A 13,329-nucleotide genomic window follows, 5' to 3' on the forward strand; every position below is an offset into this window, starting at 1 on the left:
TTTTACCGTTGTGTGGTCGGCCTTTGCTCTCTGCCCCTCCTTCCCCCCCCCCCCCCCCCCCCCCCCCCCCCACGCCGGCCGTCAGGCAACTGCCTCGACCAGGTCGTCCCGGGCGACCGTCGTGGGCGTGCAGTGCCCGGACAGGGCGAGCGTGAGGTCCAGCTCCGCGAGCACACAGCGGACGACGTGCTCGACGCCCGCCTGTCCGTCCAGGCCGAGCCCGTAGACGTACGGCCGTCCGAGCAGCACCGCCCGCGCGCCGAGGGCGAGGGCCTTGAACACGTCGTCGCCGGTGCGCACCCCGCTGTCGAACAGCACCGCCAGCCGGTCGCCGACCGCGTCCGCGACCGTGGGGAGCGCGTCGGCCGCCGCGAGGGCTCCGGCGACCTGCCGGCCGCCGTGGTTGGAGACCACCACGCCGTCCATCCCGGCGTCCGCGGCGAGCCGGGCGTCGTCCGGGTGCAGGACGCCCTTGAGGACGATCGGACCGTCCCAGTGCTCGCGCAGGAAGGCCAGGTCCGGCCAGGTGTGGCCGGCGTCCCCGAACAGGCCGAGGAAGTGCAGCACCGCCGCGTTCGGGTCCTCGTGCACGGGCTTGGCGAGCCCCGCCCGGAACGCCGGGTCGGTGAAGTAGTTGGCGGTGCCCACCCCGTGCAGGAACGGCAGATAGGCCTGGTCCAGGTCGCGCGGCCGCCACGACAGCAGCGGCGTGTCCAGGGTGACGACCAGCACCGAGAATCCGGCCGCCCGGGCCCGGGCGAGGAAACTCCGCGTCACCTCGCGGTCCTTGCCCCAGTACAGCTGGAACCACCGCTCGGCGTCCCCCATCGCCTCCGCCACCTGCTCCATCGGCGTGCTGGACGCCGACGACAGGATGTACGGCACCCCGTGCGCGGCGGCGGCCCGGGCGGCTGCGGGCTCGGCGTCCGGGTGCATGATCGACAGCACGCCGACGGGGGCGAGGGCGAGCGGCGCCGGCAGCGCACGGCCGAGGACGTCCACCGACAGGTCCCGCTCGTGCACGTCCCGCAGCATGCGCGGCACGATCCGGCGCCGGTCGAGCGCGGCCCGGTTGGCCCGCGCCGTGCTGCCGTCGCCCGCGCTCCCCGCCACGTACCCCACCGGCCCCGGGCCCAGCCGGTGTTCGGCCAGCTCCTCCAGCCGGGTGAGGTCGGTGGGGAGCCGGGGCACGGCCCCCGTCATCCCGTTCAGATAGATCTCGTACTGGAAGTCCGCCCAGTGCTTCGCCATCCGTACGTCCCGCCTCTCGTCGTCGAGCATGCGCCGCGCCGACCATACTCGCGGGTAGGTACGGGTCCGCCCACCGGGATGCCGTCAGCCCACCCGGGCGACCGCCCGCACCGGAGCGCCGTCCGACCCCGGCAGCCGCAGCGGGAACAGGAACACCTCCGCCGCCGCCGCGCCCACCAGCCGTTCCAGACCGGTCAGGTTCTCGGCGATCACCCCGCCCGCGCCGCACAGCAACCGGTGCGCGGGCAGCCCGGCATCGGCGTGCGGATCGCCCGGCTGGGGCGTGGGGTCGACGCTGAGCGCGTCGACGGCCACCGTCCGCACACCCGAGGCCACCACGGCCCGGGCCGCCTCCGGGGTCAGCCAGGGGTGGGCCAGGTACTCGTCCGTGCCCCAGTGCGCCGACCAGCCCGTCACGAGCAGCAGCAGCGCGCCCGGTGCCGTCGCGAGGGCGGCCAGCGCGGGGGCCAGCAGGGCCGGGGTGATGGGCGAGCGGGCGGGCAGCCCCCGTACGTCGGCCACGACCGCGGGCCCGGCGAACCGGTCCAGCGGCAACTCGTCCAGCCGGGGCCAGGCGTCGTCCACGTGGTACGGCGCGTCGACGTGGGTGCCGGACTGCGAACCCAGGTACAGGGCCAGGACGTTGACGCCGTCGGCCGGGGCCCGCAGGGCGGGGGAGACCGTGACCTCCGGGTCACCGGGATACACGGGCATCCCGGTGACCACGGGCACCGACAGGTCGAGCCAGTCGCTCATCGGCCGCCCTCGGCCGCGAGCGCGGGCGCCACCGCGTCCGCCGGGGCGCCGGGACCGGTGATCGCGGGCACCGGCGCCTCGACGGTACGGACCAGTCGCCCGCCCTCGGGTCCGTACGCCGCCCGGGGCTCGGGGAACAGCCGCAGCAGCGCGAGGAACAGGATCGCGGCCACCGCGAGCGAGAGCGGCAGGCTGATGTCGACGCCGTTCGCCAGGTCGCCCAGCGGGCCGACGAACTGGCCCGGGATGTTCGTGAACAGCACGCCGACCACGGCGGCCACCCACCAGGCCGTCATGCCGCGCCAGTTCCAGCCGTGCGCGAACCAGTACCGGCCGCCGCGCTGACGGCGGTTGAACACCTGTAGCGCGTCGGGGTCGTACCAGCCGCGCCGGGTGTAGAAGCCGAGCATCATCACGACCATCCACGGCGTGGTGCAGGTGATGATCATGGTGGCGAACGTCGAGATCGACTGCACGAGGTCCAGACCGAACCGGCCGATGAAGATGAACGCGATGGACAGCACGCCGACCAGCAGCGTCGCCTGCACCCGGGACAGCTTCGGGAACACCGACGAGAAGTCGAGTCCGGTGCCGTACAGCGAGGTCGTGCCCGTCGACATGCCGCCGATCAGGGCGAGCAGACACACCGGCAGGAAGAACCAGCTCGGGGAGATGGCCAGCAGGCCGCCCACGAAGTCGGGCGCGGCCGGGTCGACGTACTTCGGGGCCTTCGTCGCGATGATGCTGGCGGTGGCCAGGCCGAAGACGAACGGCAGCAGGGTCGCGATCTGCGAGAGGAACGCGGCGCCCACCACCCTGCGGCGCGGCGTGTCGGCCGGGATGTAGCGCGACCAGTCGCCGAGGAACGCGCCGAAGGACACCGGATTGGACAGCACGATCAGCGCCGCGCCGATGAACGACGGCCAGAACAGCGACTGCGTCGAGGCGTCCGCCGAGGCCGTGAAGACACCGGCGTACGACGGGTCGAAGTCACCGGCGAAGGCGATCGCGCCGAGCAGGAACAGCACGGTCGCCGAGGTCACGGCGATCTTGTTGACGAACAGCATGAACCGGAAGCCGTACACGCACACCGCGAGCACCAGCCCGGCGAACAGCGCGTACGCGACGACGTACGACAGCGTGCCGCGCTCCAGGCCGAACAGCCGGTGCGCGCCGCCGACCAGGGCGTCGCCCGAGCTCCACACCGAGATGGAGAAGAAGGCCACGGCCGTCAGCAGCGACAGGAACGAGCCGACCACCCGACCGTGCACGCCCAGGTGCGCGGAGGACGACACCGCGTTGTTGGTGCCGTTCACCGGGCCGAACACGGCCATCGGGCACAGGATCAGCGCACCCGCGACGACCCCGAGGAGAGTGGCCGCGAGTCCCTGCCAGAAGGAGAGCCCGAAAAGGATCGGGAAGGCGCCGAGGACACAGGTCGAGAAGGTGTTGGCGCCGCCGAAGGCGACCCGGAACAGGTCGAGCGGGCTCGCGGTGCGGTCGGCGTCGGGGATGCGCTCGACGCCGTAGGGCTCGACCTCGGTGAGGGACGGCGGCGGCGCCGTCGGCGAGTCGGGGGACTGAGGGGTCACGGGGGGCTCCAGCGAGGTTGCGGCGGTGGAGCGCTTGGTGGCGCGGCGGGAGGCGAACGGCCGCCGGTGCCGCGGGATGTGCGACGCCGGCGGAGGACGTCCTGGAGGGTTCTGCCGACGCTACGGCGCGGTTCGGGACCCCTGCCAGTGGATGTTTCATCCATCTTCGCCGTCGTCGGTGGACGAATCCGCCACCTCCTCGCCGTCCGGCCCCTGGGCCCGGACCCGCTGGACGTGTTCCAGGGACTCGCGCAGCTCGGTCAGCCAGTCGTCGGTGTGGCGCTGGACCAGGCGCACGCACCAGGCGAGGGCGTCGCTGCGGCTGCGGGCGACGCCCCCGGCGACGAGGGTGTCCAGGACCTGGCGCTCGGGCTGCCGCAACCGGGTCATCACCGGCGCCGCCAGGTGGGTGAACAGGGCCCGCTCCGTGCCGCAGACCACGCCCCAGGACACCTTCCGGCGGAACCGGTGCTCGGCCTCGCGGGCCACCTCCATCCGGGCCTCGCGGGTCCGCTCCCGGAACTCCTGGATCCGCGCCCGGACGGCGGCCTCCCGTTCGGCTTCCGAGGCGCCCTCGGCGAGCCGGGGCTCCGGAACGCGCCCGATCACGGTGATCTCCTCGCGGTCGGCGGTCACTTCGACCAGGTCCTCGAAGAGATCGTCGGGCAGTCGGCCCGCGAACCAGCCGCGCAGTTTCTCTCTCTGCTCTGTCGTAATCATGTAATCACAATTACTCCGACCAGTTCATGAACACAAGGCGTCACGAAGGGGTTCGCCGTGGGCGGAGTCGGAATGTTTCAGGCCTATTAACGAGGCGGTGGTTTTCGGCCATCGGTTGGCTGCACACGATCAAGAACCGCTCGGTTGAGCGGCCGACCTGTTCGGTTTCCGTGACTTCACGCCACTGATTCAACACGCAAGGTTACTGAAACCCGTGGGTTGGATGTGTGTTTCGGCGGCGGACTCGGCAGAGTGGCGCACGCCGCTCCGGCGCCACCCGTCCGGAGGCCGGCAACCCTCTATCCGAGCGGAAGGATGCACACAATGCGGAACACCGCGCGCTGGGCAGCGGCCCTCGGCCTCACGGCCGCCGCCGTCTGCGGGCCCCTGAGCGGGGCCGCCACCGCCGCGCCGGACGCCGCCGCGAAGTCGCTCTACGCCCCCTCGGCGCTGGTGCTCACCACCGGTCACGGCGACAACGCGGCCACGGCCACTCCGGAGCGCGCCGTCACCCTGAACTGCGCCCCGACGGCCTCGGGCACCCACCCGGCAGCCGCCCAGGCCTGCGCCGAGCTGCGCGGCGTCGGCGGCGACTTCGGGGCCCTCAAGGCCCGCGACGACGTCTGGTGCACCAAGCTCTACGACCCCGTCGTGGTCACCGTCCAGGGCGTCTGGCAGGGCAAGCGCGTCTCCTACGAACGCACCTTCGGCAACTCCTGCGTGAAGGACGCCCTCAACAGCAGCGTCTTCGCGTTCTAGGGACCGGGATCGCACAGTCCCCGTACAGCCGGATCAGGCCCGCAACTGGGGAGTGCGGCCCCTGGAGCGGGGAACTGCGATCTCGCACCGGGGTCGGACGGGCGGAGTGGGGCCGCCCGCCGGCTTCGGGCACACAGCCGCTCCCCGGGTAGGCCCGTGGGGGGCCTTCCGGGGAGCGGCGAAAAACAATCGGTTTCAACCGTCGGCTAGGCCTTACGGCGGTGACTCGTGTCGCACCAGGGATAGCAGCGGCTCCGCCGGCAGGTGCACAGAGCGACACGGAAACGGTCGGAGGAGACCGTGGTGCCGTCCTCGAGTTCGACTTCCACCGGGCCCTCCACCAGCAGCGGCCCCCGCCGCTGCACGCGGATCCGGCGGGGCCGGTCAGCAGGGTCGTTCGGCACGGATGACCACCAGCTCTTCCTTGTCGTCGGCAGCCGCGAGCAGCCCGCTCCGGCGCAGCCAGGCCTCCCGGGAGCGCAGCACCGGACCGAAGGCGATCCAGCGGCGCCGGACCACCGCGGCCTTCAGACCCGCCGCACGCAGCAGATGCAGGCTGTGCTCGGGTCCGCTCAAGGCGGAGTGGACGATCAGCAGCACACCCCCGGGCCGTAGCAGCCCGGGCCCGTCCCGGCAGATCCGGTCCAGCAGCAGCCGCCCGTCGCGGCCCGCGTCCCAGGCCCGGGAACGGCCGCGCGGCCCGTGCCCCGCGTTGGGCGCCGGCACATAGGGCGGGTTGGCGAGGACCAGGTCGTACGTCCGGCCCCGGACCGGGCCGAAGAGGTTGCCGCGCCGGATCCGGACCGGCAGCCGGGTCAGCCACGCGTTCAGCCGCGCCGTCCACACCGCCCGCCAGGACACGTCCACCGCGGTGACCTCGGCGCCGCGCCGGGCGGCCGCCAACGCCAGCGCACCGCTTCCGGTGCCCACGTCCAGTACGTGCGCGCCCGGCGCGGGCGCCTCCTCGTGGAGGGCCTCGGTCAGCAACGCCGTGTCGTCCTGAGGGGCGTAGACGCCCGGAAGCACCAGTGAGATCACCATGCGCGGGTACCCGCGCATTCAGGATGTATAGGCCACTACCGGGGCAGACGGTGCACGAAGCGACGACCGTCCCGCCCGCCACTCGGTGAGCAGCCGCCGCGCCAGCCGGTCCTCCAGGTACTCCGTCGCGTCGATGCCGAAGGCGATGTCGTCCGCCGACTCCGGCTCCTCCTCGAGCAGTCCGCCGATCACGTCGTGGCGGACGACCTGCTCGTGCACCGCGTCCGCCTCGACGTGCTCGTCGTAGAAGAACTCCGCGGCCGGACCGGCGCCGGTCCGGCGCATCGCCTCCGCCAGCCGGCGCGAGCCGGGCGAGGAGGTGATCTCCACGTCGGCGAAGTGACCCACCAGCGCGCCGCGCAGTTCGCGGTGCAGCCCGAACAGCGACATCAGGTTGACCACGGCGAGCATCTCGGCGCCGGCCGCGTCCAGGTAGTGCCCGTACGCGGTGTCCAGGCCGAGGTCCGTCATCAGGTCGGCGAACAGGCGGGCGTGGACCCGCTCGGCCCGGCCCGCGCCGAACTCGTCGTACTCCACCGCCGCCATCGCCGCCTTGGCCCGCCCCCACAGCCTGGGCAGCACCCAGGCGTGCGGGTCGGCCTCCTTCAGGTGGTACAGGGACCGCTGGGCCGCGTACTCGCGCAGGTGCCACAACTCGCCCTCGTCGCGCAGGAAATGGGTGATCCCCGTGCCCTCGGCCGGTTCGACCAGGAGAGCGGCGAGCGCGGCGTCGAGGCCGTCGTGCACCGGGGTGTCGGCGCGCAGCGCGGTCAGGAAGCGGTGCTCCAGCGCGGCGCGCAGCCGCAGCAGCTCCGGGTCCCACTCGTACCTCGGCGGTACGTCGGCGAAGCCGCGGTAGTGCAGCTCGTAGCACAGGTACAGGGCGAGCTGGAGGTCGTCGCCGTACGGATCCGCATCGGCGGCCGCGGGCAGCCGGCCGGAGCCGCGCAGGTACCCGGTGACGGCGGTGGAGAGCGGTCCACGGGGCGGGGGCAGCCGGGGTCCTCGCAGGTGGTGGTTCATGGGACCCGGGTACCCGCACCCCGTGGAGGCATGATGATCGCCGAGGCCCTCGGATGACCCCCCGGCCGTTCACTCCCCTTCCGACTGCTCCTGCGCCGCGGTGTTGGGGGTGATGGCGTCGGCGGCCTCGCCTCCGCCGCCCTCGTCCTCGTCGCGCTTCTCCGCTTCCTCGACCTCCCGGAGCACCTCCTCCAGGGCCGTCTCGGGCCGCTCCTCGTGGCGGTCACCGCCCGGCATGGCGTCTCCTTTCGTCAGTCTTGATCCACTTCGAGTTACCCGTCTGCGCCGTCTCAAGCGTCCCGGGGAGCGCGCCGCGGCCGGCACGGCCGCGCCGCCCGGCGCCACGACGAGGAAACGGGGCACCGCCCGGCGCCGCCGACGCCTTCCGCACCCCCACCACGACAACGCCGAGGGGCCGCCGTCTCCCTGCTGACGGCGGCCCCTCGGCTCCGGGGGATTCGGCTCTACATGTGGACGACCGGCGCGGCCGCGGCGTCCTGCTTCGGCACCCCGCGCCGGTAGAGCAGGAAGGCGAGGACGGTGCCCGCGGCGAAGAAGACCGCCGACCACCAGAAGGCGGTGGTGTAGCTCTCGATCGTGGCCTGCGCCTGTACCGCCTTGCTCGCGGGGTTGTGGCCCGACAGGTAGTCGGTCGCGGCGCTCGCGGCAAGGGTGTTCAGCAGCGCCGTGCCGATCGAGCCGCCCACCTGCTGCATGGCGTTGACGGTCGCCGAGGCGACGCCCGCGTCCTCGGCCGCGACCCCGCCGGTGGCCAGCTGCATGGCGGGCGGCATGACCAGGCCGAGGCCCGCACCGATCACGATCAGCTGCGGCAGTACCGCGCTCGGGTAGGCGGAGCCGAGACCGATGCCGGTCAGCCAGGCCATGCCGGCCGTGGCGATCGCGAAGCCGAGCGGGATGACCGCCTTCGGGCCGATCCGGGGCAGCAGCGCCGTGGTGCCGACCTGCGCGGCCACCATGAGCGCGCCGACCATCGGCAGGAAGGCCACACCGGTCTTCGTCGGGCTGAAGCCGAGGTTGAGCTGGAGGTAGTAGGTCAGGAAGAGGAACACGCCGAACATGCCCGCGCCGGTGATGAGCACCGCGAGGAAGGAGGCGCCCCGGTCGCGGTCCAGCAGGATGCGCAGCGGCAGCAGGGGGTGCGCGGCCCGGGTCTGCCACCAGGCGAAGGCCGCCAGCAGCAGTCCGCCCGCGGTCAGGAAGCCCCAGGTCAGCGGGGAGCCCCAGTCGTGGGTCTCGGCGTTGGAGAAGCCATACACCAGCGAGAACAGACCGGCGGCGACCAGGACCGTGCCGGGCACGTCCAGCTTGGCGTTCGCCGCGTCGCGGTGGTTGCCCAGCAGCATCCAGCCGCCGGCGAACGCGACCACCGCGATGGCCACGTTGACGTAGAGGGTCCAGCGCCAGTCGAGCGCGTCGGTCAGCACACCGCCGAGCAGCAGGCCGACCGCACCGCCGGCGCCGGCGATGGCACCGTACACGCTGAACGCGCGGGCCCGCTCCCGGGCGTCGGTGAACGTGGTGTTGAGCAGTGACAGCGCGGCCGGTGCGAGCAGCGCGCCGAAGGCACCCTGCAGGGCGCGTGCGGCGACCAGCATGGTGAAGCCGTTCGCGGCTCCGCCGAGCGCGGAGGCCGCGGCGAAGCCGACGACGCCGACGAGGAAGGCGGGCTTGCGGCCGAACAGGTCGGCGATGCGGCCGCCGAGCAGCAGCAGTGAGGCGAAGGCCAGCGCGTAGGCGGTCACGATCCACTGCCGGTTGCCGTCGGAGAAACCGAGGTCGGCCTGGGCTGAGGGCAGGGCGATGTTCACGATCGTGGCGTCGAGGACCACCATCAGCTGGGCGACGGCGATGACCGCGAGGATCCACCACCGCTTGGCCGAGGCCTCGGTGCGGGCCTGCGCGAGGACACCCGTGCGGGAGCCGTCGGCCAGGGTCTTCTGAGGCATGGGGAACCACTCCGGGGAAGTCGTCCGGGATCGCTCACGGGGAGCGCCAGGCACGGCGCATAAACGAAACCGTTTCGTACACCTGGAGACTAGAACACTTTCAGCGAAACGGCAACGTTTCGCTTGGGGGAGTGGTCCGACCAGGCCCCCCGCGGGGAGTGGGTCCGCTACGGTGGCGCCGTCGGCATGGGGGCTCTGAGTCGAGAATCGGTTACAGGTGGCAGACACTTCTTCTGGTCCCGTCGCGGTGATCCTGACCGCGCTGCGCGTGGAGTACGACGCGGTGCGCGCCCGGCTCGCGGACCTCACCAGGCACAGCGAGAGCGGCACGGTCTTCGAGCGGGGCCGGCTGCCCGGCACCCGGTGGAGCGTCGTCCTGGCGCAGACCGGTCCTGGGAACGACAACGCGGCCGTGGTCACCAAGCACGCCCATGACCTGTACCGGCCGAGGGTGCTGTTCTTCGTCGGAGTGGCGGGCGGGCTGAAGGGCGACGTCCGGATCGGTGACGTGGTCGTCGGCGAGCGCGTCTACGACTACCGCGAGAAGCAGAGTCCCCGGGGCGGCCACTACCGGCCCCGCGACTGGGAGGCTCCGTGGTGGCTCGTCCAGCACGTGCAGCGCATGACCTTCGGGCCCGAGGTCGCCGGCCGGGTGCGGGTCGCGCCGATCGCCTCCGGCAACGTCGTCCTCGACCGGGAGGGTTCCGAGCTCGGCGAACTGCTGCGGGGCAACTACGACGACGCCGTCGCGATCGAGATGGAGAGCGCCGGGGTGTGCCTGGCCGCCCATCTCGTGGGCGGGCTGGACACGTTGACGATCCGGGGGATCAGCGACAAGGCCGACGGGAGCAAACGCCACGCGGACGCGGGCGGCTCCCAGGAGATCGCGGCGTGGTGCGCGGCCGCGGCGGCCGTGCGGATCCTCGCGTCGCTGCCGCCCGAGGGGCAGAGCGATTCCGCGACTCTCCCGCTGGGTGTCGAAGCGGACTCCGGGTCCACGGGGCCCGAACACGCGGGCACCGATGCCTCCCCGCCAGGCGGCGGTGACGCGGCCGTATACGAAGCGCGTGGCGGCGACGGGGCCGCGGCCGGGGCCGGTGACGGCGCGTCCGCCGCGACCGGGACGCACGGTGACGGGTCCGGCCCCTCGGCGGGGCGCCGGGGCGACTCGGCGGCACCGACGGCGCAGGGCGGCGACTCCGGGTCCGGGCCGACGGGGAAGCCGCCCGCCGTACCCCCGGCCCGCCGCCGTCCGCGGCCCCTGTCGGCGGCCGCGAAACGCACCCGCTTACCCAGGGGCGCCGCCGGCCGGTCCGCCCGGCGGACCCGAGCGGTCCTCACCGCCTGTGTCGCGGTGGCCGTGGTCGGCGCGCTGGTCGCCTTCCTGCTGAAGGCCGCGGGGGATTCCGGCACGCCGGACAAGAACTCGGCGCTGGCGCGCTGTACCTCGTCCCAGACGCGCGTGAAGCTGCGCATCGCCGCCTCCATCGACGTCTCGACCTCGCTGAGCGAGGCCGCCGCGCAGTACGGGGCTCGGCAGGGCGCGGACGGCAGCTGCGTCGAGGTCGAGGTCTCCTCCGTCAACTCCGGTACCGCGATGCGCACGTTGGCGCGGGGCTGGGGCGAGGACGACGGCGACGAGCCCGACGTGTGGTCGCCGGCCGGCAGCGAATGGCTCACCCTGGCCCGCACCCGGGCGAACGGGCGGGCGAAGCGACTGCTGCCGGAGACCGCCGAGTCCATCGTGACCAGCCCGCTGACCATCGCCATGCCCAAGCCGATGGCCGAGGCCCTGGGCTGGCCCGAGTCCACCATCGGCTGGGGCAAGCTCGCCCAGTGGGCCGCCGATCCGGCCAAGTTCTGGGAGAGCGTCGGCCAGAAGCAGTGGGGCGCGTTCAAGCTCGGCAAGACGAACCCCGCGTACTCCACCTCGGGCCTGAACGCCACCATCGGCGCCTACTACGCGAAGACCCACACCAGCGCCGAACTGTCGCCCGCGGACATCGACGCGCCGGACAACCAGGCCTTCGTCCGCGCCATCGAGAAGTCCGTCGTCCACTACGGCGACACCACGCTGACGTTCCTGGCCAACCTGCGCGCCGCCGACGACCGGGGCGGTGCCGACGAGGCGCTCAAGTACATCTCGGCCGTCACGGTCGAGGAGAACGCCGTCGTCGCATACAACGAGGGCTACCCGTGCGGGGCCCACAGCAAGTCCCGCGACTGCGCCGAACGGAGCCGTCCGCGCACCCCGCTGGTCTGCTTCTACCCGACCGACAGCGACCCGGTCAGCGACCACCCCTACGTCGAACTCGGCACGATGGACAAGGCCAAGCGGCCGGTGGCGCGGGACTTCCTGAACTACCTCCACCGCCCGGAGATCTATGGCAAGTACTTCGCGCCGTACGGATTCCGGACCCACAAGGGCGCCCCGGACGCGGCCCCCGCCCTCTCCGTGAAGAACGGCGCGCTGCGCGACGCCGAAATCTCCCAGTACACGGCGCCGGACGGCGCCGTCCTGCACCGGCTGCAGACCGTCTGGCCCCGCCTGCGGCGGCGGGCGAACGTCCTCGTGGTGATCGACACCTCCAAGTCGATGGACGACAAGGTGCCCGGCACCGGCGGCACCAAGATGGAGCTGCTGCGCCGCGCCGAACCCGCCCTCTTCGGCGACGACGGCTTCGCGGCCACCGACCGGGTCGGCCTGTGGAAGTTCTCCAACGCGGCCAGTCTCGGCGGCAGACACCACTACGTCCCGCTGGTCGACATCGGGCCGATGGGGGAGAGGCTCGCCGACCGTCGCGGTGCGACGCGGCGCACGGAACTCGCCGACGAGGTCGACGGCCTGGTGCCGGACGGCGCGACCGGGTTGTACGGCACCGTCGAGGCGGCCGTGGACACCATGCGCGAGGCATACGACCCCGACGCCATCAACGCCATCGTCCTGCTCACCGACGGCCGCAACGAGGGTGTGCCGCCCACGCCGACCCTCAAGGACGTGCTCGGCAGGATCGGCGGCCCGGACAAACGGGTCCGCGTCTTCACCGTGGCCTACGGGTCGAAGGCCGACCAGCAGGACGTGAACGGCAGAAGCGTGCTCGGGGAGATCGCCGCCGCCACCGGGGCACACGCCTACGACGCCAAGAACCCGAAGATCCTGAGCGAGGTGCTCACCAGCGTGATCTCCAACTTCTGAGGGGCTCCGTTCATTCCTTGACAGGAATATAACTGCCGAGGCATATTGATGGCATGTCCGACGCAGCGCTCTGGACCGCCCTCGCCGACCCCCACCGGCGGGCCATCGTCGCTCTGCTCCTGGAGCGGCCCCGGCCCGTCGGGGAGATCGTGGAGGCGTGCGGACTGAGCCAGCCGAGCACCTCCAAGCATCTGAAGGTGCTGCGGGAGGCCGGTCTGGTACGGGTCAGGCAGGACGCGCAGCGCCGCGTCTACGCCCTCGACCCGGCTCCGATCGCCGCACTCGACGCCTGGCTCGCGCCCTACCGCAGGCTGTGGAACCGCAGTCTCGACGCCCTGGGCCGCTGCCTCGACGAGACTCCGGACGACACCTGAGACCCCGACCGCAAGGACCGAAGCACCATGTCCGTCGACCTCACCGGCACCTTCCTGACGCTCGACGACGGCCGCCCCGCCGTCCGGTTCAGCCGCACCTACGACCACCCCGTCGAACGGGTCTGGAGGTTCGTGACCGACCCGGACGAACTCGCCCGGTGGTTCCCCTCCCGCGCCGAGATGGACCTGCGCCCCGGCGGCACCATCCGGTTCAGCGGAGACCCGAACATGCCGGAGTCCACCGGCACGGTGCTCGCCGTCCACCCGCCCCGCCACCTGTCCTTCGAGTGGGGCGGCGACGAACTCCACTTCGATCTGGAGGAACTGGAAGGGGCGGAGGAGCCTGAGGAGGCGGCCGGCCGGCGCACCCGCTTCACGCTCACCAACGTCCTCGCCGCCGAGAACACCGCCGCCCGCAACGGGGCCGGATGGGAGGTGTGCCTCGCCGCCCTCGACGTCCGGGCCCGCGGCGAGCGGCTCGAAGGGCCGCACACCGGCGCGGGCGCGCCGTGGAAGGAGTTCTACGACGGCTACCTCGGGGCCGGCGTGCCCTCCGGCGCGCCCGTACCGGGCCTGGACTGACCCCCGAGCGGCGTGGACGCACGGGACGGGGACCCGGCGAGCGGCCCGGCGCCGGCGGGGGACAC

13 protein-coding genes are annotated in these 13,329 nt (G+C 72.7%); 4 read left to right on the plus strand and 9 right to left on the minus strand.

Annotated elements, in window-relative coordinates; translation table 11 throughout:
• Positions 1-81 precede the first annotated feature (81 nt).
• The 4 genes from AC07CM_RS22745 to AC07CM_RS22760 form a co-directional block, all read right to left on the minus strand.
• On the minus strand, positions 82-1,251 hold the full coding sequence (locus AC07CM_RS22745) for a lactate 2-monooxygenase (protein WP_478878315.1): 1,170 nt from the start codon (positions 1,249-1,251) through the stop codon (positions 82-84).
• 84 nt (positions 1,252-1,335) lie between these two features.
• Positions 1,336-2,007, minus strand: coding sequence for a cyclase family protein (locus tag AC07CM_RS22750; protein ID WP_478878251.1), 672 nt, complete (start codon positions 2,005-2,007; stop codon positions 1,336-1,338).
• Positions 2,004-3,599: a purine-cytosine permease family protein gene (locus AC07CM_RS22755; RefSeq protein WP_478878252.1), complete on the minus strand. Its 1,596-nt coding sequence runs from the start codon at positions 3,597-3,599 to the stop codon at positions 2,004-2,006. The genes AC07CM_RS22750 and AC07CM_RS22755 overlap by 4 nt, the downstream gene beginning before the upstream one ends.
• Before the next feature lie 156 nt (positions 3,600-3,755).
• Positions 3,756-4,319: a hypothetical protein gene (locus AC07CM_RS22760; RefSeq protein ID WP_478878253.1), complete on the minus strand. Its 564-nt coding sequence runs from the start codon at positions 4,317-4,319 to the stop codon at positions 3,756-3,758.
• Positions 4,320-4,643: 324 nt separating this feature from the next.
• On the opposite strand from AC07CM_RS22760, the gene AC07CM_RS22765 reads away from it, so the two are divergent.
• Complete coding sequence (locus AC07CM_RS22765; RefSeq protein ID WP_478878254.1) at positions 4,644-5,078, plus strand: protease inhibitor; 435 nt, start codon at positions 4,644-4,646, stop codon at positions 5,076-5,078.
• Between the two features lie 206 nt (positions 5,079-5,284).
• Here AC07CM_RS22765 and AC07CM_RS22770 read toward each other — a convergent pair whose 3' ends face one another.
• The 5 genes from AC07CM_RS22770 to AC07CM_RS22790 all read right to left on the minus strand — a co-directional run bounded on the left by AC07CM_RS22770 (position 5,285) and on the right by AC07CM_RS22790 (position 9,112).
• Positions 5,285-5,482 (minus strand): CDGSH iron-sulfur domain-containing protein, encoded by a 198-nt coding sequence (locus AC07CM_RS22770; RefSeq protein ID WP_478878255.1) that lies wholly within the window; start codon positions 5,480-5,482, stop codon positions 5,285-5,287.
• Entirely contained in the window at positions 5,463-6,137 is a 675-nt protein-coding gene (locus tag AC07CM_RS22775) for a HemK2/MTQ2 family protein methyltransferase (protein WP_478878256.1), read from the minus strand. The genes AC07CM_RS22770 and AC07CM_RS22775 overlap by 20 nt, the downstream gene beginning before the upstream one ends.
• A complete protein-coding gene (locus AC07CM_RS22780) occupies positions 6,138-7,142 on the minus strand; it encodes an iron-containing redox enzyme family protein (RefSeq protein ID WP_478878257.1) in 1,005 nt (334 codons plus the stop codon).
• Positions 7,143-7,211: 69 nt separating this feature from the next.
• Entirely contained in the window at positions 7,212-7,379 is a 168-nt protein-coding gene (locus AC07CM_RS22785; protein WP_478878258.1) for a hypothetical protein, read from the minus strand.
• Positions 7,380-7,606: 227 nt separating this feature from the next.
• Positions 7,607-9,112 (minus strand): MFS transporter, encoded by a 1,506-nt coding sequence (locus AC07CM_RS22790; protein ID WP_478878259.1) that lies wholly within the window; start codon positions 9,110-9,112, stop codon positions 7,607-7,609.
• Between the two features lie 217 nt (positions 9,113-9,329).
• On the opposite strand from AC07CM_RS22790, the gene AC07CM_RS22795 reads away from it, so the two are divergent.
• From AC07CM_RS22795 to AC07CM_RS22805, 3 genes are read left to right on the plus strand one after another with little or no spacing between them, the layout of a single operon-like run.
• Positions 9,330-12,308: a phosphorylase family protein gene (locus tag AC07CM_RS22795; protein WP_478878260.1), complete on the plus strand. Its 2,979-nt coding sequence runs from the start codon at positions 9,330-9,332 to the stop codon at positions 12,306-12,308.
• Between the two features lie 53 nt (positions 12,309-12,361).
• On the plus strand, positions 12,362-12,682 hold the full coding sequence (locus AC07CM_RS22800; protein WP_478878261.1) for an ArsR/SmtB family transcription factor: 321 nt from the start codon (positions 12,362-12,364) through the stop codon (positions 12,680-12,682).
• Positions 12,683-12,709: 27 nt separating this feature from the next.
• The gene (locus tag AC07CM_RS22805) at positions 12,710-13,264 is read left to right on the plus strand and encodes an SRPBCC family protein (protein WP_478878262.1); all 555 of its coding nucleotides are present in this window, start codon (positions 12,710-12,712) and stop codon (positions 13,262-13,264) included.
• Positions 13,265-13,329: the final 65 nt, after the last annotated feature.

This window comes from Streptomyces sp. NPDC044061, assembly GCF_056434305.1.